The following is a 22423-nucleotide window of genomic DNA, read 5'->3' on the forward strand; positions in this document are numbered from 1 at the left end:
ATGAATGCTTGGAGGGCAGGGTGCGTTGCCTGTAAACTTCCCGGCTGCATGGCCCCGTAGCTCAGCTGGATAGAGCGTCCCCCTCCTAAGGGGAAGGTCGCCCGTTCGAATCGGGCCGGGGTCACCACCCACGCACCGCCCGGGACGCCCGTCTTCGAGCGCTACAGCAGCGCCAGGCCGCGCAGCACCCCCGCCACACGCGCCCGCTCTTCACCGTGCAGCCCAAGCAAGGGCCGTGGCAGGCAATCCTCGGTACACAGGCCCATCAGCGCCGCTGCGCACGCCATCACGCGGATGCCGCCGAAGCGGTCGTACAGTGCCCAGAGTGGCGCCAGCCTCGCCGACATGGCCTGGGCCGTCGCCATGTCGCCTTTGCCGGCCGCGCGGGTGATCTGCTGCACCGCCCCGGGGAACAGCCCGCCGGTTACCGAATACCAGCCATCGCAGCCGGCGGCCAGCCCGTGTACGGCGGCCGCGTCGCCGCTGATGCCCAGCGTGACGTGCGCCGGAAGTTGGGCGCGTAGTGCGGTGACGCGCGCTGCGGCTTCGGCAGGATCGCCGGACAGGCGTGGAAGCTTGATCGAGGCGATGTTGGGCAGGGCGGCAATCCGCCCATGCAGTTCATCGCTGAAACGGAAGTGGGTGGTGCCGGGATTGTCGTAGACGCAGATCGGAGTGCGCACTGCCGTGCACACCGATTCGAAGAGCGTGTAGACCTCGTGTTCCCTCAATGGCTGGTAGGACACGGGCGCCAGCAGTAGGCCGGCCGCACCGGCATCCTCAGCATCCTTTGCCAGAGTCAGCACATCGCGGGTGCGCAGCGCACCGATGCCAGCGATGACCGGGACGGCGCCCGAGTGGGACAGGGCTTCGCGCAGCACCCGCATGCGCTCGGCCTTTTCCAGGTAGGCGTAGCTGCCGGTGGAGCCGAGCACGCCCATGGAGTCCACGCCGGCCGTTGCGAGGTGCTCGACCAGCCCGGCGAAGGCGCGCAGGTCGATGCTCGATTCGGTCATCGGCGTAAGAGGAAAGGCGCTGAGGCCGTGGATCATGGCGAACCCCGGGGGTAGAAGGAAAGGAGAGGTCGCCAGGTGTGGCGACCGTGGACGATCGGCATTGTTTATTGTCCTAGGACAAAATTCAAGCGCTGCCCTGCAACGTGATTCGGCCGCGAGGATCGCGCACCATGGCGGCCATCCTTCCTTGCGCGCACGCCATGACTGAGTACCTTCGCCCCGTGCAGCCTCCGCACTACGCCGCCATCGGCGCGTGGCTGGATTCGGCCAGCGCAACCCAGCGCTGGGCCGGTCCCGGCGTGGCGTATCCGCTCGCGCCGGACGCATTCGCGCAGGCACTGCAACTGCAGCAGCGCCCGGGGTGGGTGCTGCTGGATGCGCATGGCCACTGCCTTGGTTTCGGCCAGTACTGGCCAACGACCTCCGGCACGCTGCACCTGGGCCGCATCATCGTTTCGCCACAGGCACGCGGGCGTGGACTGGGACGTGTCCTGATGCAGGCGCTGATGGCGCAGGCGTTGCAGTCGGCCGGGGTGGAGCGGCTGACCCTGCGTGTCTATCGTGACAACGTCGCGGGGGTGACCCTGTACCGCCACCTGGGCTTCCAGCCGATGGAAGATGCTTCGACACCGGAACTTCTGTTCATGCAGCACCGTGCCGGCTGAGTCGTGATCACGCGCGCAGCACGGCAGCCTGTTGCGCCTGCCATTGCTCGCGGGTGATGCGGCTGATGTGTTCGGTGCGGTAGTCGCCGAGGAAGCTGTTGAACTTGTTCACTTCGGTATGGTGATGCTGGAAACCGCATTTGCTCTGTGCGCTCAGTGATTGCAGGTTGTCGGCGAAGTAGCCGCACCACAGTGCGTCCAGGTGCAGGTCGAGGAAGGCATGCCGCATCACTTCGCGCACCGCTTCGGGTACCAGGCCGCGGCCCCAGTACGGCACGCCGATCCAGTAGGCGATCTCGCCTTCGCGCTCGCCGATCTCGAAGTTGCTGTCGGCACCGATCAGGATGCCGACGCAGCCGATGGCGTGGCCGTCCTCGCGGCTCTGCAGTGCGTAGACTTCGGGCCGGTTGAAGACGGTGCGGATGATGTCGGCACTTTCCTCCACGCTGGTGTGCACCGGCCAGCCGGCGATGGGCCCGACGCGCGGGTCGCGGGCGTATTCGTACAGGTCGGCGGCGTCGGTGTCGCGCCAGGGGCGCAGGATCAGGCGTTCGGTGTGCAGGGGCATGGCCATTCAGGGGCAGGAAGAGAGCGCACAGGCTAGGCCGGGCCGGGCGAAGGGCACAGGGCGGGATCTTGATGGTTTCGGTATTTTTCACAACTCACTGGCGTTGCCCCGTATGCTGTGCCCCGGAATCCAGCCGGATCGGCCCATGGACCGCATACCCCAGCTTCTGGATCAGGACGAATCGATGCGCCTGGAGGTCAGTACGCTGGCCGAGGGGCAGGGTGTTCCGCTGTCATTCGGGCGCGCGTATCTGGCGGTTCTGGTGTGCGTGTCCGGGCGTGCGCGTTTCGCGTTGAACTTCCGTGAGGTGGCGGTGCAGCGGCACGATGTGCTGGTGCTGGCCGAGGACACGCTGGCGCTGCTGCGGCAGCGATCGCGCGGCTTTCTGGCGGTGGTCTGCCTGATGCCGAAGGCGCTGGCGTCGGAGGTGGCCTACGTGCTGCCCAACGCACTTTTCAAGTTCCTGCATGAGCATCCGCATTGCGTGCCGTCGTCGCTGGAGGTGCCGCTGCTGCAGGGGTGGCTGCAGCAGCTGATGGACGCGCAGCACACGGGGGGCCGCTATCGGCACGTGATGCTGCGCAACCTGTTGCAGACGTTTTTCCTGAAGTTCGCCACGCTGCTGCCGGTGCAGAAGGTGGCAGCAGCGCCAGTCAGCCGGCGCGAGCGCCTGGCCTGGAGTTTCTGGGAGCTGGTCGGCCAGCGCAGCACCTGCCAGCGCGACGTGCAGTCCTACGCCGACGCGCTGTGCATCACGCCGTTCTATCTTTCCCAGCTCACCCGCGAGTGCTTCGATGAAACGCCCAAGGCGTTGATCGACCGCCAGGTGGTATTGGAGATCAAGGCGCTGCTGAGCTACAGCGAGCTGCCGATCGGGCGCATCGCCGAGCGGTTGTGTTTCGAAGATGCGTCCTACCTGTGCCGCTACTTCCGGCGGCACACTGGGCAGTCGCTGACCGGCTACCGCCGTGTGGGGCAGGGCGATGCTAGTGGGATACGAACAGCGGTGCCGGAACTTCGGACAGCAGATCCTCGGTAACCCCGCCGAGCACGCGCTCGACCACCCGGCTGCGGCTGTAAGGGCCCAGCACCAGCAGGTCGGCCTCGGCATCGAGGACATGCTGGCGGATGGTTGCGGCAACACCGCCCTGTGTGGAACTGATCGCCTGGATCTCGACCTCGACACCGTGCCGGGCCAGGTGCTGGGCCATCTCGGCACCGGGCGTGGCCTCGGCCTTGGGCGTGTCGACCATCAGCAGGTGCACCGCCTGCGCGCGGGCCAGCAACGGCAGGGCATCGGCTACGGCGCGACGGGCCTGTTTGCTGGCATTCCAGGCCACCACGATGCGCCTGCCGACCTGTTCGCCTTGCCAGTGCGGTGGCACCAGCAGCATCGGCACGCCGGTCTGGCGCAGCGTGCCCAGCGGACGCCAGCCGGAGGGCGCGCCGGGCGTGTGCGGATAGCCGGCGATGATCAGGTCGCAGTACAGCGATTGCAGGGCCAGATCGGCGCCACCGAGATAGTCCGAAACGATGCGCAGTTCGGTGCTGATCTGCAGTGGCTCGCAGGCTGCGCGCAGGTTCTGCATGAGCTGCGCGGTGCAGGCGGCGTCGGTGCGTGCTTCGTGGTCGAGCGCGGCGGCGATGCCTGCGCCACGGGCGAAACCGTTGGCGATGTCGGTGGGGTGCTGGGCGGTGGATACTGCAACCAGGTGCGCCTGCTGGGCCTGCGCCAGATGGGCGGCGATGTTCAATACGCGCACCCCGGTGTCGCTGGCATCGAACAGCACAGCGATGTCGCGTAGTGGATGCAGCATGGCGTTGTCTCCTTCGATGCCTGTGACGCGTTCCCTGCCATGCACCGACCCGGGTGCACCGGACGCGCCTTCGTTGTAGCGCATCCATGATTCGGATGAATCATTTGTGATTCAGTTTATTAATGGATGATTCATGCTAGCGTGAGTGGACCCCGCCTCCAGGCCCCTCCATGCGACCTGCCGCAGCACGTACACGCCGCGACCTGCACCACGCCCTTGCTGCCACCCTGGTCAGCCATCCGCGCTGCACACTCAGCGAGCTCGCCAGTGGCGCCGGTATCAGCCGGGCCACGCTGTATCGCTTCGCACCCACCCGCGAAGCGATCGACGAGGCGTTGTTTGCTGCGGGCTTCGAGCGCCTGGAAGCCGCAGCCACGTGGTTCGACGGGGATGCCGATGCGATGCAGGTGCTGGAGCAGGTGACCCACGCCCTGCTGGCGGACTGGGAACTGGTGACGCTGCTGTTCGCGCGCATGATGGAAGAGCAGCAGCGGCAGGGCGACCTGCACCTGCTGCCCGAGCGCTGGGCGCCGATCGGCGAGCGTTTCGAGGCGTTTTTCCTGCGCGGCCAGCACGCCGGCGTGTTCAACGTCGGATTCAGTGCAGTGTGGTTGGCGGACTTCTACTGGACCTGTTTCTACGGCATCACCTGGTCACTGGCGCGCGGTCGGCTGGCACCGGCGATGGCGGCATCAACGTTGCTGGCGTCGTTCCGTCATGGGGCGATGAAGGCCTGAGTGCGATGCCCGCGGCGCGTATCGCGTCGTGATGGATGGGCACTGCAACGTGCGCCGAATTTGCGTGGCGTCTTGCCGGAAAGGGCATTCGTACTGCCGGAATGGTGCACTGCGTGCCGCCATCGGGTTGCTACAACTGTGGTCGTGAAAGCGTGCTCGATTTTGCAAAACTAAATGAGACGTTCATCACGCTATTGTTGCAGTGCGGTATCGTAATCGTAGAACTTTACACCTGACCAACGGGGTACAGGGACGGTTGTAGTGGCCATGGAGCCGGCAGAACGCGCGTTCGCGCGTGTCGCCAGGCGCATGAGTTCGTCCCAGGTTACCCACCGAACTGCGGCCCCGTGCGGGCCGACCGGGGAAATCACCATGTGGCAGTCGACGACGTCGCGCATTCGCGCGGGCGGTGGATGCGTTCATCCTGAAAAAAACCTGCAGCACCTGCACCCTCGCCGCTGGATGGCGATCGTCGTGCTGATGCTGCTGGCGATGGCACTGCCATCGCTGGCGTCGGCGGCGGCCTATGCGACCGGCGGCAGCAGCCCCTACCGCAATACGGTGCTGTGGCTGACCTGGGGCGGCGGCGCGAATGGCGTCGACAACATCGTGCTCAACGACGGTGCCACCTCGTCCATCGACATGCCGATCGCTGCCGGGGTGAACCTGCGCGTGGACTGCCGGTTGAATACCGCCGAGACCAACGTGCTGCGCAGCTATCGCCCGGGCAACTGGCGTGGCGACAGCCTCGACGACCTGTACAACATCGGTGGCACCGGCACCGCCAACCAGCTGATCGCGGGCATCGCGCGCACGGCCGGCACGTCCAGCTTCAGCATCACCTGCACCTCGACCATGGGCGGTGCGCCGTACCGCCTGCGTGGCGTGGTGATGGCCGACGCCGAGTCGATCAACAACAGCGGCGAGTTCGTCGAAGCCAGCGCGCAGGGCACGTGGAACGTGGTGGAGGTCCGCAAGAACCTGGCCAACAGCACTCCCTACCTGGTGAACAAGTCGACCAGCGGCGGCAACCAGGTCATCCGCTTCGGTCCGGGCAACGACGACAACACGGCCGCGGTTACCTTCCTCAGTTTTGACAACGCCGCGCATGCGCCAGGCAACCTGGCAGTGAACATGGGCTTTTCGATGCGCGGCGGCGGCACCACCGCCATCGCCATCGGCCTGCTGGTGCCGTATGCCGACTTCGGCGATGCACCGCAGAGCTACGGCGACGCCATGCACGTGGTGGACGATCTGCAGTTCCGCTCCGACGGTATTCCGCAGGGCAGCAGCAACTTCAACATCAACACCGCCGCCTATACGCCGGGTGGCCTGGCGCCGCCGCTGACCGATTTCCTCGGCAGCCTGGGCCCGGATACCGAGCAGAAAAGCAGCTACAGCGCTGATGCACTGGGCGATGACAACTTCCCGCAGGTGGGAAGCCGCGAAGAAGATGCGTGGCCGACCAGCTACCGGTTGACGGTGATGCAGGCCGGTACCCAGATCAACCAGCCGGTGGCCTGCGTGGGCAATGGCAGCGTGGCGGGCTGGATCGACTTCAACCGCAATGGCACGTTCGACGCCAGCGAACGCAGCACGACCGCTGCCTGCAGTGGTGGCCAGGCCAACCTGGCTTGGACCGTGCCCACTTCGGTCAGCGCAGGTACCAGCTATGTGCGGCTGCGCTACGCCACCAACGCGACGCAGATCCAGAGCCCGACCGGCGTGGCCGACGACGGCGAAGTGGAAGATCACCGCATCACCATCACCGCACCCGCACTGAAGGTGGTGAAGACCAACAACGCCACCGGGGGTGTCTGGAACTACGGTCAGGCCGGCACCGAGTACACGCTGACGGTGAGCAACACCAGCGATGTGCCGACCGGCAATCCACCGAATGTGCCCGCCGGCCCGATCATCGTGCGCGACCAGCTGCCGGCGGGTATCGTGCCGAACTGGACGGGCGCGCATGTGAGCGGCAACTGGAGCTGCACGGCAAGCGGCCAGGACATCACCTGCACCAGCAACCAGGTGCTGGCCGCGGCGGGCAGTGCCGGTTCGAGCTCGGTGTTCACGCTGCCGGTCACCGTGACCGCCTCGGCGTCGGGCGTGCTGACCAACCACGCCAGCGTGGGCGGTGGCCACGATCCGTTCAACAACGGCACGCCGCCGACGCCGGGCAGCAGCTGCACCGACGCCGACCACTGCACGCGCAGTGACGTGACCGTGCCGGTGACGCGCGTCAGCTATGCCAAGCGCTCCAATACGGCTGGCCCGGTCGCGGTGGGTGCCACGGTGAGCTACACCGTCGACGTCACCGTGGCCGATGGCAATACCCGCGCTGTGCTGACCCTGACCGATACGCTGGGTACCGGCCTGGATTTCGCCAGTGTCAGCAACGCCGGTTCGTTCACCTGCAACGCCGCCAATCCGCTGGTGTGCACGCTGCCGGCCGGCACCGTGCCGGGCACCTACAGCCTGAGCTATGCGGCTACCGTCAACGCCCAGGCCAGCGGCCAGGTGGTCAACACCGTGGTTGGCACCGGCACCGATACGCCGACCTGCAGCAGCACCTGCACCACCACCACGCCGGTGGCGGCGCCGAAGATCTCGGTATCCAAGGCAAGCAGTACGACCGGTCCGGTCGCGGTGGGCGACAGCGTCGCCTATACCGTTACCGTGGTGGTGGCCGATGCGCGTACCCGGGCGGTGACCACGCTGACCGATACGCTGGGCACCGGCCTGGATTTCGGCAGCGTGACCAACGCGGGTGGGTTCACCTGCACGCCGGGCAATCCGCTGGTGTGTACGCTGCCGGCGGGCACCGTGCCGGGCAGCTATGCGTTCTCCTATACCGGCATCGTCAATGCGCAGGCCAGCGGCCAGGTGCGCAATGCGGTGGTGCCGAGTGGCACCGACAACCCGTCCTGCGTGGGCAGCTGCGATACCACGACGCCGATGGCGGCGCCGCAGGTGGTGTATGCCAAGCAGGCATCCACCGGCGGCCCGGTGCGGGTCGGCGACCGCATCGATTACACACTGAGCGTAACCGTGAGCCGTGCGCGTACCACCGGCGTGGTCACCCTCACCGATACCCTGGGCAACGGCCTCGACTTTGCGGGCGTGAGCAGTGCGGGAGCCTTCACCTGCAATGCCGCCAATCCGCTGGTCTGCACGCTGCCAGCGGGCACCGTGCCGGGTACCTACAGCCTCACCTACGGCGCCACCGTCAACGCACAGGCCAGTGGCAGCGTGCGCAATGCGGTGCTCGGCAGCGGCACCGACACCCCGTCGTGCAGCGTGAACTGCGATACCACCACGCCGGTCGCAACGCCGGGGGTGAGCTATGCCAAATCGGTGAGCAGCACCGGTCCGGTTTCCGTGGGCGATCGACTGACCTATACCCTGACCACGGTGGTGGCCAATTCGCGCACCACCGCCGTGGTGAAGTTGACCGACACCCTGGGTACCGGGCTGGACTTCGGCGCGGTGACCAGCGCTGGTGCCTACAGCTGCAATGCCGCCAACCCGCTGGTATGCACCTTGCCTGCCGGCACCGTGCCGGGCAGCTACAGCCTGTCCTACACCGCCGTGGTGAACGCGCAGGCCAGTGGCCAGGTCACCAACGCGGTGCTGGGCAGCGGTGGTGACAATCCGTCGTGCGCGGCCAACTGCGATACCACCACGCCGGTAGCCGGCAGTGAGATCGACTACCGGAAAACCTCGGCCGCGGCCGGTGCGGTGAAAGTGGGTGACAGCATCGCCTACACGCTGACTGCCGTGGTCAGCCGGTCGCGCAGCACTGCGGTGTTCACGCTGACCGATACCATGGGCCCGGGCCTGGACTTCGGCGCGGTGACTGCCAGCCAGGGTTTCAGCTGCAATGCGGCCAACCCGCTGGTGTGTACTTTGCCGGCCGGTACCGCGCCGGGCACCTATACGGTGGATTACACCGCGAAGGTGAACGCACAGGCCAAGGGCAGTGTCAGCAACGCGGTGCTGGGCAGTGGCACCGGCACCAATACCTGTACCAGCAACTGCGGTACCACCACGCCGGTGCTGTCGGCGGTGGTGACCTACCACAAGCAGTCCAGCACGGCGGCGCCGATCGATATCGGCGATGCAGTGGACTACACCGTCGAGGTGACGGTCGCCAATTCGCAGACGCTGGATGTGGTGACCCTGACCGACACCCTGGGCCGCGGCCTGGACCTGCAGTCGATCACCCAGCCCGGTCCGTTCACCTGCAACAGCAGCAATCCGCTGGTGTGCACGCTGCCGGCCGGTACCGTGCCGGGCACCTATACGCTGGGCTATCGCGCGCGGGTCAATGCACAGGCCACTGGCAGCGTGCGCAATGCGGTGCTCGGCAGTGGCGGTGATACGCCCACCTGCAGCGGCGACTGCAGCACCGAACATGCGTTGGCCGACCCGCGCGTGGTGCTGGAGAAGCAGTCCGGCCCGGCCAGCGGCACCGACGTGCGCCCGGGCGACCGCCTGCGCTACACCCTGGTTGCGACCGTTGAACGCGCCGCCCTGCGGCAGCCGCTGCAGCTGGTGGATACACCGGATGCAGGGTTGAGCATCGAAAGCCTGCCTGCCGGGTGCATGCAGCAGGGCACTGACATCGTATGCACGGTGCCGGCAGGTACCGCAGTGGGCCGCCACGAGTATGTCTACCAGGCGATCGTCAACCAGGAGGCGCGTACCCAGGTGCTGAACCGCCTGCGCGGTCAGTACCCGGACGGTTCGCCGCCACCGGAGTGCACGACCTGCGAAACGCACCACAAGGTGATCTCTGATTTCTCGCTGCGCATCACCAAGACCGCCAGCCCGCGCCGGGTGAAGGTGGGCGACCTGGTGCGCTACCAGCTGGTGGTGGAGAACGTGGGGGGCAGTCACTGGCGCGATGGCGTGGTGGTCGATACGCCGCCGCCGGGCTTCAGTTACGTGGATGGCTCGATGCGCGTGGCCGACGATGACGGTGCGTTCGCGCTGGCCAGCAGCCAGTCGCCGCTGCGCATCGGTGCGGTGGATATCGCGGTTGGCCGCAGTGCCACCATCACCTACCTGCTGCGGGTGGGCGCCGGCGTGCGCGCCGGCAACCATGTGAACCAGGCGGTGGCGACGGCCGATGACGGCAGCCCGTTGTCGAACGTGGCGACTGCCGAAGTGGCGATGGATGCCGACCCGCTGCTGGAAGACAGCCTGGTGTTCGGCACCGTGTTCGATGACCGCGATGGTGACGGTTGGCAGGACAGCGCCGAGCTGACCGGTGTACGCGCGCAGGGCGGTTTCGCGGCCTCCGTATATGTGGCGGGCTCGACCACGCTGGATCGGGGCGATGGCCCGCAACCGCTGGCCGATGCCAGTGCGCCCCTGCTGCACGGCGTGCAGATCGGCGTGGTGCATGGACGTGCGTCGACCTCCGATACCACCGAAGCGCACCAGGTGGTGTTGCGCCAGCGCCTGCGCGAGCTGGCCTTCAGCGATGACTTCGTGCTGGAAAGCGCGCAGGGGCATCGCCTGCGGATGGATGCGCAGGGCGCCACGCGGGTGCAGCGCAGTGGCGATGCCGGCAAGGGCCTGACCGCCGCCGCGCCGACCGTGCGCCGTGAGGTCGCACGCGTGGCCGACGGCTACGAGGTGGCCTATGTGATCGGCAACGAGGGCATCCAGGAGCAGGGCATTCCCGGGGTACGCCTGGCCACGGTGGAAGGCCTGCTGGTGGAGACCGATCCGTTCGGCCGCTACCACCTGGCCGACGTGCACGGCGGCGATGCGCGGCTGGGCCGCAACTTCATCATCAAGCTGGACCCGGCCACGATACCGGCCGGTGCCGAGCTGACCACCGAGAATCCGCTGTTGCGGCGGGTGACCCAGGGTGTGCCGACGCGCTTCAGCTTCGGCGTGCGCCTGCCGCCATCGCCACAGGCAGCGGCCGAACGCATGGAACTGGCATTGGGCGAGGTGCTGTTTGCCCCGGGCAGCAGCGAGCTGCGCGCCAGTTATCGCCCGGTGCTGGTGAAGATGGCCGAAGTGGTGGACCGCTACCAGGGCGGTGACGTGGTGATTGCCGCCAATGGCGAAAGCCAGGTGCTGGCCTTTGCCCGCGCCGCAGTGGTGCGCGATGCCCTGCAGGCCGAGGTGACCGAGCGTGCACGCGCTGGCCTGACCGTGCAGCTGCGCACCGATGTGCAGGACCCGCATTCCCTGCTGGCGGGTGTTGATGCCGGTGGCGCGCTGCTGGGCAACGTGTTGTTCGACACCGACAAGGCGATCGTGCGTGAGGAATTCAAGCCGCTGCTGGCGGCGATCGCTGCGCGCCTGGAGAAGATGGGTGGTGGCCAGGTCAGCCTGGTCGGGCACACCGATGTGCGCGGCAGCCATGCCTACAACCAGGCGCTGGGCCTGCGTCGTGCCGATGCCGTGTTCGAGGCATTGCGCAGCCAGCTCAGCCCCGCCGTGCAGCAGCGCCTGCGCGTCCGCAACGAGGAGAGCGCCGCCACCCGTGCGGCGGCCCGCCAACAGGAGGCCCGCCGATGAGCGCGCATCACACCGCTGCCCGCCGTGCGGCCTGCCTGCCGCGTGCGGCCCTGTACCAGGCAATGCTGCTCGGGCTTGCCGGCGCCGTCCAGGCCGCGCCGCCTGCCGCCGAGCCGGCACCGATCCGCTGCGATGGCAGCCAGTGCAACGCTGAAGGCGAACTGCTGTTCCGCCTGCGTTCGCGCAGCTACGACGAGCCGGTGACCGAAGGCACCTCGACGCGGTCGTCGTCGCAGGTGCTGCAGCCGGACCGCCGGGTCAGCCTGGCGATCGATGAACCCGGCAAAGCGACGGTCCGCGGCGAGTTCATGATCCGCCTGCCGGAAGGGGGCGCGATCTGGGCCACTGAAGACCCGGCGATGGGCGAGCCCGAGCTGTCGGTGTCGGCGCCGGGCATGGTTGCCTTTGACGAAGGCCGGATCGTGCGGCCGGTCGAGTTCTACGTGCGTGGCAATTACACCGCCTTCATCAAGCGCCTGGAAGTGAGCCTCTACCGTGGCAGCGATACCGACCGGGTCGCGCCACTGGCGCAGTTCGAGTTGCCGGTGGCTGCGGTCGGGCAGGGCAGCTGGGATGGCACGCTGCCGGCATCGACGCCACTGCGTCGCGGCGACCGCCTGGTCTACGTGCTGCGTGCCTTCGATGCGGAGGGCAATGTCGATGAAACCACCGCGCAGTCGATGCAGCTGGTGACCCCGGCGGAGTTCGAGCGCGGCAACCAGCAGTTGCGTGACGCGCTGGAGGACCGCCGCGGGACCGCGGTGGATGCCAACCAGGCAGCGTCGTTGTCGCTGCTGCAGCAGGTGTTCGACAGCAATGGCCTGCGCCAGCAGAACATCCCGGTGTACGGTTCACGCGTGCGCCTGCGCGGACGTGACCTGCCGCTGGGCGCGGCGCTGAAGATCAACGGCGACAGCTATCCGCTGGACCAGGACCGCAAGTTCGCCGCCGAGTACCTGATGCCGATCGGCCGCCACGCCTTCGATGTGCGCGTTGAACGACCGGATGCACCGGCCATCGCGCGCACGCTGGAGGTGGATGTCAGTGGCCAGTACCTGTTCGGTGTCGGCCTGGCCGATATCACCGTGTACCAGAACAAGGCCAGTGGGGCAGGGCAGGACCTGGCCAGGGGGGGGCGCAACGATGACGTGCTCAGTGACGGCCGCCTGGCTTTCTACCTGAAAGCCAAGACCCGTGGCCGCTACCTGCTGACCGCGCAGGCCGACACCCAGAACCGTCCGCTGGACGACCTGTTTACTGGTTTCACCACCGCCGATCCGCGCGATCTGTTCCGCAGCCTCGACCCGGACCTGTATTACCCGACCTATGGCGATGATTCGCTGACCCAGCGTGATGTCGACAGCATGGGGCGCTTCTACCTGCGCATGGATTGGGACAAGAACCAGGCGCTGTGGGGCAACTACAACACCGGCCTGAGCGGCACCGAGTACGCGCAGTACGTGCGTTCGCTGTACGGGGCGGCATTGTCGTGGCGATCCCGTGGTGCCAATGCCTGGGGCGATGCGCGCAGCGAGCTGCGCCTGTTCGGTTCGCAGGCCGAAACCGCGCCCGGCCATAGCGAGTTCATCGGTACCGGCGGCAGCCTGTACTACCTGCGCCATGCCAGCATCCTCAGTGGCTCGGACCAGGTGGTGCTGGAGATCCGTGACCGTACCACCGGCCGCGTCGAGCAGCGCGTGCCGATGGTGCGCGGCGCCGACTACGAGATCGACGCATTGCAGGGCCGCATCCTGCTGACCCGGCCGCTGGCCCAGCTCAGTCGCGAGAACCTGCGCCGGATCAGTCGCGACGTGCCACTGGACGGTTACGAGCAGCGCCTGATCGTCGACTACGAATGGGTGCCAACCGGGTTCGACAGCGACGACATCACTGCAGGCGTACGTGGCAAGCACTGGTTCGGTGATCACGTGGCAGTGGGTGCGACCTATGTGGACGAGCAGCGCGCCGGCCAGGACTACTCGCTGAAGGGGGCGGACCTGACCCTGCAGGCCGGGCGAGGCACCTACCTGAAGGTCGAGCACAGCCGCAGCGAGGCCACCAGTGCACCCGTGTTCTTCTCCGACAACGGCGGCCTCAGCTTCAGTCGCCTCAATCCTGAAGGCCCGCGCGAAGGCGAGGCGACCGCCGTCGAGGCCCGCGTCAATCTGCGCGAGCTGGGCTGGACCCGGCGTGACTGGAGTGCCGGTGCCTGGTGGCGCCAGGTTGATGGCGGCTATTCGGTCGGGCGTTTCGACACCGGCCAACGCGTGCGCGAGCAGGGTGCCGAACTGCTCGGCTATATGACCGACGATTTCAGTGTGTATGCCCGCTACAGCGAGGCACGGCGGGGCGCGGAGTCGCTGATCCAGGCGCAGGCCACCGCCGAATGGCGGATCGGCGAGAACGATCGCCTGTCAGCCGAACTGCGTCGGGTGCAGGAGGACCGGGGCAGCGGTAGCAACGTCGCAGGTGTACTGGCTGCTGCACGCTATACCCATCGCATCGGAACCTCGCTGGATGTGTACGGTGGAGGCCAGCTGACGGTGGATGACGACCATGGCCGCTATGCCGACAATGACGCGGTGGTGGCGGGTGGCACCTGGACCTTCGCCAATCTGTCCACGATCGGCGCCGAAGTCAGTGACGGCGATCGCGGCAGTGCCGCACAGGTCAATGCCGAGTACCGGCTGACCCCACAGCACAGCTTCTATGGTGCGTTCACCCAGTCCACCGACCGCAGCGAGTACGACCCTCTGTTCAGCCCCAATGCGCAGGATGGGTGGACGCTGGGCCAGCGCTGGCGCCTGTCCGACCAGGTCAACGTGTTCAATGAAAGCCAGTTCCTCAAATCCGGGCAGGACTCCGGGCTGGCGCACACCTTCGGCATGGACTTCTATCCGGCGGTGGGCTGGAATGCCGGCTTCACGCTGAGCAACGGCAAGCTCGACGCCAGCAGTGGCCAGGTCGACCGCAAGGCGGTGAGCCTGTCCGGTGGTCGCACCTCGCCGGGCACTGAGTGGCAGAGCAAGCTGGAGTGGCGTCGCGATACCGGCGCGGAGCGGCGCACGCAGTGGGTGAGTACCAATCGCCTGAGTCATCGGCTCAACGACAGCTGGCGTATTGCCGCGCGCTTCAACTATGCCGACACCGATGATGCGATCAATCCGGTGGCCGGCGCGCGTTTCATCGAGGGCAACCTGGGCTTCGCCTACCGTCCGTGGGACAACGATCGCTGGGCGTTGTTCGGCCGCTACAGCTATCTGTATGACCTGTCGAGCATGGGCCAGGTCAACGGCGTGGACTATGACCAGCGCACCCAGGTGCTTTCGCTGGAAGGCGTCTACCGCATCGACCTGCGCTGGGAAGTGGCCGGCAAGCTGGCACGCCGCGAAGGCGAGGTGCGCTACGGGCGCGGCAGCGGACCGTGGTTCGATTCAGCCACGAACTTCGCTGCGGGGCAGCTGCGCTACGACCTGTCCTACCAGTGGCATGGCCTGCTGGAGTACCGCCTGCTGGATGTGCGTGACGGCGGCGCCCGGCAGGGGTGGCTGGCCGGTGTCGACCGCGATATCGGGCGCAATTTCCGCGTCGGCGTGGGCTACAACTTCACCGACTTCAGCGATGACCTGACGAAATTCGACTACACCCACCGCGGCTGGTACCTGAACCTGGTGGGGCGGTATTGAGGAGAGCAGCCGAGCGCAGGCTCGGCTCTACAGGAACCGCACCGCCGGGCGATGCCCGGCGAGCCGTCAGTCCTGCTTCAACAGCTCGACCAGCTGGCGCAGGCGATAGGGCTTGGGCAGGAACTCCACCTGCTCCGGCAGCGGCGGCAGCTGCGAGCGCGCATAGCCGGAAGACAGGATCATGCGTGCCTGCGGCTGCTCTCGGGCGACGTGCTCGCTCAGTTCGATGCCGGACATGCCGTTGGGCATGCTGATATCGCTGAACACCACGTCGAAGCGCGCTTCGCCCTTGAGCAGCTCCGCCGCCTCGTGGCCATCGGCGGTGGTGGCCACCTCGATGCCGAAATCGCGCAGGGCCAGGCCGATCATCTCGCGCAGATCGTTCTGGTCCTCCACCATCAGTACGCGGATCGGTTCATCGGTCATGGGCTGGGTCCTCCGTTGCGGGTAGCAGCAGGCTGACCGTGGTGCCGACACCGGGCGTGGTGGACACATCGACGAAGCCGCCGCTCTGGGTAGTGAATCCGAACACCTGGCTCAGGCCCAGGCCGCTGCCCTTGCCGATGTCCTTGGTGGTGAAGAAGGGTTCGCTGGCGCGCTCGGCGATGTCAGCGGCCATGCCATGGCCTTCGTCACAGACGCTGAGGGTGACATAGCCGCGTTGCAGCGTAGTGTCCGCATCCGGGTCGAGCCGATGTTCCAGCGCGGTTCCGATCAGGATGCGCCCGCCATCGATGGTGGCCTCCACGGCATTTGCCACCAGATTGGCCAGGGCAGCCTGCAGCTGCATCGCGTCGGTGCACACCTGCGGCAGGCCCGGCGTGAGGCAGGCGTCCAGCGTCACCGTGGGCGGGCAGGCGCGCTGCAGGCCCGGCAGCCATTGCCGTACCAGCGTGTTGATGTCCAGCGGTTCGCGGATCAAGGTCTGGCCCGTGCTGAAGGCCAGCAGCTGGCGGGTCAGCAGGGCGCCGCGGTCGGTGGCCGCCTGCGCAGCGTCCAGCAGCTCGGCGGCGCGGGCATCGTCACCGCTGACGCGCAGCGACAGCAGGTCCAGTGCGTTGCCGATGGTGGTCAGCAGGTTGTTGAACTCGTGCGACAGGCCGCGGCTGAGCCGGCCAACCGTCTCGAACTGCTGGGTGTTGCGCAGCGCGCGCTGGGCATCCCGCAGCAGTCGCTGTGCCTGCCATTGCTCGGTGATGTCGCGGGTGATCTTGACGAAGCCAAGCAGTTCGCCGGCTTCGACGACCGGCTCGATGACCACGCTGGCACGGAACGACGAGCCATCACGGCGTACCCGCCAGCCTTCACTGGCAACATGGCCCTGCTGCGCCGCGAGGCGGAGCAGGCGCTGCGGTTCGCCGGCCTCGCGGTCGGTGGCCAGGTAGAAACGACCGAAGTGCGTACCCACCACTTCATCGGCTGAATAGCCCTTGATGCGCTCCGCGCCCGGGTTCCAGCTGCAGACGATGCCTTCGGGATCAAGCAGGTACAGCGCATGGTCGCGCACGCTGTCGATCAACAGTCGCAGTTGTCGGGAAGGGTCCGTCAGCACGGACGTCGTAGAAGCGGCAGCGTCCACGTGGAAATAAGTGTTACCCCTGAGAGGGACGTGAAGCTAGGCAGTGCAGTGTGAAGGATGCGTGCACGGCAGGCACGTGCCATTGGTCCTGTGCGGCTGAATGCGACAGGGAGTACCATCACCCACCCTTTGTCTTCTGGAACCGACCTGCATGCGTCCTGGTGCGACTACGCGTGACCGCTGGATCTGGATGACCTCTGCCGTACTGCTGTCGGCGACCATCGCGCTGGAACTGGTGGTGCCGCTGGGATACGCGGTCTGGCTGGCCTACTTCCTCGCCGTGGGCGTCACGGTGTTCCAGCGCAGTGCGCGCGCGCCGTTCGTGGTCGCGATGATCGCCTGTGTCCTGCTGGTGATCGGCTTCAACGTGGCGCCAGCCAGCAACAACTCGTCGTTCTCGTTCGTCAACCGCACCATCGGTGGCTGCGCCTTCCTGATGATCGCGCTGATCGTCTCGCGCGCGATCCAGGCCCGGCGCCAGGCGATGCGTGCGCTCTGGCTGCAGGAGGCCGAGAATGCGGTGGCGATGAGCCTGCGCGGCGACCTCGGGCCGGAGCAGATCGCAGAAGCGGCGGCAACGCACCTGGCCGGCCAGCTGGATGCCGATGTGGGCGCGGTCTATCGCCTGGAAGGTGGGCGGCTGCAGTTGACCGGTGGCATGGCGCTGCCTTCTGGCACGCCAGCGTCGCTGGCCCTGCAGGAAGGCCTGGCCGGGCAGGTGGCGCGTGACGAGCGGATCCGCCACCTGTATGGCGATGACGCCGCGGTACTCGACCTGCAGACCAGCCTCGGGCGTGTGCCGGTGCGCGAGCGGATCCTGGCGCCGATCAGCAGCGACGGCGCCGTGGTCGGTGTGATCGAGCTGGGTCGCGCGCGCATCGGCGCGCAGCGCGACCTCGACGACGAACTGCTGGAGCGCTGCACCGAAACGATCGGCATGGCGCTGCGCGCCTCGCTGCTGCGCGCGCAGCTGGTGGTATTGCTGGAGGAATCGCAGCGTCAAGGCGAGGAACTGCAGGCGCAGCAGGAAGAGCTGCGCGTGGCCAACGAGGAGCTGGAAGAGCAGAGCCGCAGCCTGATGCAGTCGCAGGGACACCTGGAGCAGCAGCAGGCCGAGCTGGAACAGAGCAACGTGCAGCTGGAAGAGCGCACCCACGAGCTGGAAGCGCAGAAGCAGGCGCTGCTGGTCGCGCAGGGCCAGCTGGTGCGCAACAGCAACGAGCTGGCTGCCACCTCGCGCTACAAGTCCGAATTCCTGGCCAACATGTCGCACGAGCTGCGCACGCCGCTGAACAGCTCGTTGATCCTGGCCAAGCTGCTGGCCGACAACAAGGACGGCACGCTCACCCCAGAACAGGTGAAGTACGCACGCGCGATCCTGTCGTCCAACAACGACCTGCTGGCGTTGATCAACGACATCCTGGACCTGTCGCGCATCGAGGCCGGCCATGTCGAGCTGGCCGACGAAGTCGTGGTGGTGGACAGCGTGCTGCAGCGCCTGCGCGAGACGTTCGAGCCGATGGCGAGGCAGAAGGGCCTGGCCCTGCAGATCGAGGCCGATGCGCTGGCGCCAAGCCAGCTGGTGGCCGACAACCAGCGCCTGCAGCAGATCCTGAAGAACCTGCTGGCCAATGCGCTGAAGTTCACCGAACACGGCAAGGTCAGCCTGCAGGTCCGTGCAGGGGGCAATGGCCGTGTCCGCTTCGAAGTCTGCGATACCGGTATCGGCATCGCCCACGAGCAGCTGCAGGTGATCTTCGAGGCCTTCCGCCAGGCGGACGGCAGCACCCGGCGTCGCTACGGTGGCACCGGCCTGGGCCTGTCGATCTCGCGCGATCTGGCCGAGCGCATGGGCGGTACCATCCAGGTCGACAGTGAGCCGGGCCGTGGCAGCTGCTTCATCCTGGAGCTGCCGCTGCAGGGGGCACCTAAGCTTGAATCGGACGCGGCGCCCGCTGCCGCCGTCGTGGCGCCAGCGGTTGCGCCTGTGCATGTACCCGCGCCCGCTGCGCCGGTGATTGCGTCCGGCGCGGTCACGGCGACGGCCAGCGTGGCCGACGACCGTGGCCGGCGCCAGCGTGCAGGCCGGCTGATCCTGGCCGTGGAAGACGATGCCACCTTCGCCGAAGCGCTGGTGGCGCTGGCCCACGAGCTGGACTTCGACTGCGTGGTGGCCAGCACGGCGGAAGAAGCGCTGGCACTGGCCAGCGAGCTGCGCCCGAACGGCATCCTGCTCGATATCGGCCTGCCCGATGTGTCCGGCCTGAGCGTGCTGGAGCGCCTGAAGCGAAATCCGGACACCCGCCACATCCCGGTCCACGTGGTTTCGGCGATGGAGCGCGGCCAGGTCGCACGCGAGCTGGGTGCGATCGGCTTCGCGATCAAGCCGACCACGCGCGAGCGGTTGGTGACGGCCATCGAGCAGCTGGAACAGACCAGCCAGCGCGACATGCGGCGCCTGTTGATCGTCGAGGACGACAGCGAGCTGCGCCACAACCTGGAACTGCTGCTGGGCCGCGATCAGCTGCAGATCGTTGCAGTGGGTACCCTGGCCGGCGCGCTGGAACAGCTCAGCACGGTTACCTTCGACTGCATGGTGATGGACCTGTCGCTGCCGGATGGCAGTGGCTACGACCTGCTCGAGCACATGGCCGGCAACGATGACGTCGGCTTCCCGCCGGTGATCGTCTACACCGGCCGCGCGCTCAGCCGCGAGGAAGAGCAGCGCCTGCGTCGCTATTCCAAGAGCATCATCATCAAGGGCGCGCGCTCGCCCGAACGCCTGCTGGACGAGGTGACCCTGTTCCTGCACAGCGTCGAGGCCAGCCTGCCGACCGACCAGCAGCGCCTGCTGCGCGAGGCGCGCCGGCGCGACACCGTGCTCGACGGCCGTACCGTGTTGCTGGCAGAAGACGATGTCCGCAACATCTTCGCGCTGTGCAGCGTGCTCGAACCCCTCGGCGTGACGCTGGAGATCGCGCGCAATGGCCAGGAAGCGGTTGATCGCCTGGCCGAGCGCGAAGTCGATCTGGTGCTGATGGACATCATGATGCCGGAGAAGGACGGCCTGGCCGCGATGCGCGAGATCCGCGCGCAGCGCCACCTGCAGGACCTGCCGATCATCGCGCTGACCGCCAAGGCGATGCCGGACGACCGTGAGCGTTGCCTGCAGGCCGGTGCCAACGATTACATCGCCAAGCCCATCGATGTCGACAAGCTGGTCTCGCTGTGCCGGGTCTGGTGCTCGCGGCAATGAACGAGCAGGCCCTGTTCGACCTGGAGTTGAAAGTGCTGCTGGAAGCGCTGTACCAGCGCTACCACTACGACTTCCGCAGCTACGCGGTGTCGTCGCTGCGGCGGCGCATCCGCCAGGCGATGCAGCGCTACGAGTGCGAGCGGCTGGCCGACCTGCAGCACCGCCTGCTGCACGAGCCGGACCTGTTCGCGCAGGCGATGCAGTTCTTCACCGTACAGGTGTCGGAGATGTTCCGTGACCCGGCCTATTTCCGCGAGCTGCGCGAGCAGGTGGTGCCGGTGCTGCGCACCTATCCGTCGGTGAAGCTGTGGGTGGCCGGTTGCAGTACGGGCGAAGAAGTGTGGTCGCTGGCGATCCTGCTGCACGAGGAAGGCCTGCTCGAGCGCAGCATCGTCTATGCCACCGACATCAATCCGGCAGCGCTGGCCACCGCCGAAGCCGGTGCCTATGGCATCGACCGCATGGCCCAGTTCAGTCGCAACTACCTGGCGGCCGGCGGTACCGCTTCGCTCTCCGACTACTACGCCACGGCCTACGATGGCGCGGTGTTCGACCGCCAGCTGCGCCGCAACGTGGTGTTCGCCGACCACAGCCTGGCCACCGACACCGTGTTCTCCGAAGTGCACCTGGTGTCGTGCCGCAATGTGCTGATCTATTTCAACCGCGACCTGCAGGATCGCGCGGTGGGCCTGTTCCGCGAAGCACTGGTGCATCGCGGCTTCCTTGGCCTGGGCAGCAAGGAATCGCTGCAGTTCGGTCGCCACCACGGTGCGTTCGAAGTCTGCTCGCGCGAGCATCGCCTGTACCGGAAGTTCGCCTGATGGCGTTGCCGACACGCCCGGCCGTGCTGGTGATCGGCGCCTCTGCCGGTGGGGTCGCGGCCCTGCAGGCGGTGCTCGGCGCGCTGCCGGCGGCGCTGCCCGCGCCGGTGCTGGCAGTGCTGCACCTGCCGCGGGACCGCAGCAGCCGCATCGCCGAAGTGCTGGCGCCTTACTGCGCGCTGCCGGTGCGCGAGGCGGAGGACAAGCAGCCGCTGCAGCGTGGCACGGTGACCTTCGCGCCACCGGACTATCACCTGCTGGTGGAAGACGCCGATTCGCTGGCGTTGTCGGTCGACGCCCCGGTGCTGTTTTCGCGCCCGGCCATCGATCCGCTGTTCGAGTCGGCAGCGGCGGTGTTCGGCGCGCAGGTGCTGGCCCTGCTGCTGACCGGTGCCAGCAGTGACGGCAGCGAAGGCGTGGCTGCGGTGCGCGCCGCTGGCGGCCGCGCCTGGCTGCAATGTCCCGAGGAGGCCGAGGCATCGATGATGCCGGCCTCCGCCCTGCAGCACGCTGGCGCTGATGCCGTGCTGCCCCTTGAACTGATGTGCCGTCGCCTGAAGGAGTTGTTTGCATGAACCTGCTGCCACCGGACCCTGCGCAGTCGCAGACCCCGGTCAACCTGCTGATCGTCGATGACGTGCCGCAGAACCTGGTAGCCATGCAGGCGCTGCTGCAGCGCGAGGGCGTGAACCTGCTGCTTGCGGGCTCCGGTGCGCAGGCGCTGGAGCTGCTGCTGGAGCACGAGGTGGCGTTGGCATTGCTGGACGTGCACATGCCGGAGATCGACGGCTTCACCCTGGCCGAGCTGATGCGCGGTTCGCACCGCAGCCGCGATGTGCCGATCATCTTCCTGACCGCCTCGCCGGATGACCCGGTGCGTGCCTTCAAGGGCTACGAAACCGGCGCGGTCGATTTCCTGCACAAGCCAGTCGCCCCGCAGGTGATCCTGAGCAAGGTCAACGTCTTCATCGAGCTCTACCAGCAGCGCCAGCTGCTGAAAGCGCGCAACGAGGCGCTGGAACGTTCGCTCAAGCTCAACGAGACGATGGCGGCCGTGCTTACCCATGACCTGCGCACGCCGCTGTCGGCGATCCTGCTGTGTGCCGACAAGCTGGCGCTGGAGCTTCCCGGGGACAATGCCGGTGCGCAGCAGACCCTGAAGTACCTGGAAGCCAGCACCCTGCGCATGGCGCGGATGGTCGAGCAGCTGCTGGACTTTTCGCGGATCCGCAGCGGCGGACTGCGCCTGCAGGCCAGTGCCTGCGATCTTGCGGAGGTGACGCGTGCAGTGGTGGCCGAAGCGGGCAGCGCCCACGGCCACGCGCGGGTCCATCTCGACATGCAGGGCGATACCCGCCTGCAGGGTGATCTGGATCGGCTCGGCCAGGTCGCCGCGAACCTGGTCGGCAATGCGCTCACCCATGGCAGCGAGGCGAGGGTGGAGGTGGACGGCCGCGATCCGCGCAGCGTGCTGCTGCGGGTGAGCAACGCCGGGCGGATCGACGACGCGCTGCTGCCGCGATTGTTCGAGCCGTTCAAGGCCAGTTTCCACCCCAGCAATGGCCTGGGGCTGGGCCTGTACATCGTTGATCAGTTCGTCCGCGCCCACGGCGGCCGCATCGGCGCGCGCAACGAGGCCGGGCAGGTGGTGTTCGAGGCGACGCTGCCACGGCGCTCTGAAAGCCCGGGAACCGCGGCAAGCTGAATTCTTCAGCAAGCGTGGCGTGGATCT

The 22423-nt window shown here is 67.2% G+C and carries 14 protein-coding genes and 1 tRNA gene; 10 read left to right on the forward strand and 5 right to left on the reverse strand.

Annotation, left to right across the window (positions count from 1 at the left end):
• Nucleotides 1-50 precede the first annotated feature (50 nt).
• A tRNA-Arg gene (locus ACZK1G_RS09800) sits at nt 51-127 on the forward strand.
• A 34-nt stretch (nt 128-161) separates the two neighbouring features.
• On the opposite strand, the gene ACZK1G_RS09805 is transcribed toward ACZK1G_RS09800, so the two are convergent.
• A complete protein-coding gene (locus ACZK1G_RS09805) occupies nt 162-1052 on the reverse strand; it encodes a dihydrodipicolinate synthase family protein (protein WP_101765356.1) in 891 nt (296 codons plus the stop codon).
• A gap of 164 nt (nt 1053-1216) precedes the next feature.
• Between ACZK1G_RS09805 and ACZK1G_RS09810 the strand changes: the two genes are divergently transcribed.
• Nucleotides 1217-1681: a GNAT family N-acetyltransferase gene (locus tag ACZK1G_RS09810; RefSeq protein ID WP_049445856.1), complete on the forward strand. Its 465-nt coding sequence runs from the start codon at nt 1217-1219 to the stop codon at nt 1679-1681.
• Nucleotides 1682-1688: 7 nt separating this feature from the next.
• On the opposite strand, the gene ACZK1G_RS09815 is transcribed toward ACZK1G_RS09810, so the two are convergent.
• Nucleotides 1689-2249 carry a GNAT family N-acetyltransferase gene (locus ACZK1G_RS09815; RefSeq protein ID WP_049445978.1) on the reverse strand — a complete coding sequence of 187 codons (561 nt, stop codon included), beginning with the start codon at nt 2247-2249 and terminating at the stop codon, nt 1689-1691.
• Nucleotides 2250-2394: 145 nt separating this feature from the next.
• Here ACZK1G_RS09815 and ACZK1G_RS09820 point away from each other — a divergent pair, with 145 nt between their 5' ends.
• Complete coding sequence (locus ACZK1G_RS09820) at nt 2395-3288, forward strand: AraC family transcriptional regulator (protein ID WP_049445858.1); 894 nt, start codon at nt 2395-2397, stop codon at nt 3286-3288.
• Here ACZK1G_RS09820 and ACZK1G_RS09825 read toward each other — a convergent pair.
• Nucleotides 3236-4066, reverse strand: coding sequence for a universal stress protein (locus ACZK1G_RS09825; protein ID WP_049445979.1), 831 nt, complete (start codon nt 4064-4066; stop codon nt 3236-3238). The genes ACZK1G_RS09820 and ACZK1G_RS09825 overlap by 53 nt on opposite strands.
• Nucleotides 4067-4236: 170 nt before the next feature.
• On the opposite strand from ACZK1G_RS09825, the gene ACZK1G_RS09830 reads away from it, so the two are divergent.
• The 3 genes from ACZK1G_RS09830 to ACZK1G_RS09840 all read left to right on the forward strand — a co-directional run bounded on the left by ACZK1G_RS09830 (nt 4237) and on the right by ACZK1G_RS09840 (nt 15035).
• Entirely contained in the window at nt 4237-4803 is a 567-nt protein-coding gene (locus tag ACZK1G_RS09830) for a TetR/AcrR family transcriptional regulator (RefSeq protein WP_101765357.1), read from the forward strand.
• Nucleotides 4804-5265: 462 nt separating this feature from the next.
• Nucleotides 5266-11349 (forward strand): CshA/CshB family fibrillar adhesin-related protein, encoded by a 6084-nt coding sequence (locus tag ACZK1G_RS09835; protein WP_101765358.1) that lies wholly within the window; start codon nt 5266-5268, stop codon nt 11347-11349.
• Entirely contained in the window at nt 11346-15035 is a 3690-nt protein-coding gene (locus ACZK1G_RS09840) for a TonB-dependent receptor (protein WP_197621922.1), read from the forward strand. The genes ACZK1G_RS09835 and ACZK1G_RS09840 overlap by 4 nt, the downstream gene beginning before the upstream one ends.
• Nucleotides 15036-15101: 66 nt before the next feature.
• Here ACZK1G_RS09840 and ACZK1G_RS09845 read toward each other — a convergent pair whose 3' ends face one another.
• Nucleotides 15102-15461 carry a response regulator gene (locus ACZK1G_RS09845; RefSeq protein WP_014036985.1) on the reverse strand — a complete coding sequence of 120 codons (360 nt, stop codon included), beginning with the start codon at nt 15459-15461 and terminating at the stop codon, nt 15102-15104.
• Nucleotides 15451-16614, reverse strand: coding sequence for a two-component system sensor histidine kinase NtrB (locus ACZK1G_RS09850; protein ID WP_424143697.1), 1164 nt, complete (start codon nt 16612-16614; stop codon nt 15451-15453). Before ACZK1G_RS09850 ends, ACZK1G_RS09845 begins: the two co-directional genes overlap by 11 nt.
• A 151-nt stretch (nt 16615-16765) precedes the next feature.
• Here ACZK1G_RS09850 and ACZK1G_RS09855 point away from each other — a divergent pair, with 151 nt between their 5' ends.
• The 4 genes from ACZK1G_RS09855 to ACZK1G_RS09870 are packed head-to-tail and all read left to right on the forward strand — an operon-like array spanning nt 16766 to nt 22396.
• A complete protein-coding gene (locus ACZK1G_RS09855) occupies nt 16766-19870 on the forward strand; it encodes a response regulator (protein WP_101765360.1) in 3105 nt (1034 codons plus the stop codon).
• Complete coding sequence (locus tag ACZK1G_RS09860; RefSeq protein ID WP_101765361.1) at nt 19867-20691, forward strand: CheR family methyltransferase; 825 nt, start codon at nt 19867-19869, stop codon at nt 20689-20691. Before ACZK1G_RS09855 ends, ACZK1G_RS09860 begins: the two co-directional genes overlap by 4 nt.
• A complete protein-coding gene (locus ACZK1G_RS09865) occupies nt 20691-21266 on the forward strand; it encodes a chemotaxis protein CheB (protein WP_101765362.1) in 576 nt (191 codons plus the stop codon). Before ACZK1G_RS09860 ends, ACZK1G_RS09865 begins: the two co-directional genes overlap by 1 nt.
• Nucleotides 21263-22396 carry a hybrid sensor histidine kinase/response regulator gene (locus ACZK1G_RS09870; protein WP_049445868.1) on the forward strand — a complete coding sequence of 378 codons (1134 nt, stop codon included), beginning with the start codon at nt 21263-21265 and terminating at the stop codon, nt 22394-22396. Before ACZK1G_RS09865 ends, ACZK1G_RS09870 begins: the two co-directional genes overlap by 4 nt.
• Nucleotides 22397-22423: the final 27 nt, after the last annotated feature.

Source organism: Stenotrophomonas sp. 109824_Sma (assembly GCF_056480025.1).

What these genes read in the sequence shown, in the direction of transcription:
- ACZK1G_RS09830 (WP_101765357.1), top strand. Translation starts at nt 4,237, where the DNA reads ATGCGACCTGCCGCAGCACGTACACGCCGCGACCTGCACCACGCCCTT.
- ACZK1G_RS09860 (WP_101765361.1), top strand. Translation starts at nt 19,867, where the DNA reads ATGAACGAGCAGGCCCTGTTCGACCTGGAGTTGAAAGTGCTGCTGGAA.
- ACZK1G_RS09820 (WP_049445858.1), top strand. Translation starts at nt 2,395, where the DNA reads ATGGACCGCATACCCCAGCTTCTGGATCAGGACGAATCGATGCGCCTG.
- ACZK1G_RS09845 (WP_014036985.1), bottom strand. Translation starts at nt 15,461, where the DNA reads ATGACCGATGAACCGATCCGCGTACTGATGGTGGAGGACCAGAACGAT.
- ACZK1G_RS09810 (WP_049445856.1), top strand. Translation starts at nt 1,217, where the DNA reads ATGACTGAGTACCTTCGCCCCGTGCAGCCTCCGCACTACGCCGCCATC.
- ACZK1G_RS09805 (WP_101765356.1), bottom strand. Translation starts at nt 1,052, where the DNA reads ATGATCCACGGCCTCAGCGCCTTTCCTCTTACGCCGATGACCGAATCG.
- ACZK1G_RS09835 (WP_101765358.1), top strand. Translation starts at nt 5,266, where the DNA reads ATGGCGATCGTCGTGCTGATGCTGCTGGCGATGGCACTGCCATCGCTG.
- ACZK1G_RS09840 (WP_197621922.1), top strand. Translation starts at nt 11,346, where the DNA reads ATGAGCGCGCATCACACCGCTGCCCGCCGTGCGGCCTGCCTGCCGCGT.
- ACZK1G_RS09870 (WP_049445868.1), top strand. Translation starts at nt 21,263, where the DNA reads ATGAACCTGCTGCCACCGGACCCTGCGCAGTCGCAGACCCCGGTCAAC.
- ACZK1G_RS09815 (WP_049445978.1), bottom strand. Translation starts at nt 2,249, where the DNA reads ATGCCCCTGCACACCGAACGCCTGATCCTGCGCCCCTGGCGCGACACC.
- ACZK1G_RS09855 (WP_101765360.1), top strand. Translation starts at nt 16,766, where the DNA reads ATGCGTCCTGGTGCGACTACGCGTGACCGCTGGATCTGGATGACCTCT.
- ACZK1G_RS09865 (WP_101765362.1), top strand. Translation starts at nt 20,691, where the DNA reads ATGGCGTTGCCGACACGCCCGGCCGTGCTGGTGATCGGCGCCTCTGCC.
- ACZK1G_RS09825 (WP_049445979.1), bottom strand. Translation starts at nt 4,066, where the DNA reads ATGCTGCATCCACTACGCGACATCGCTGTGCTGTTCGATGCCAGCGAC.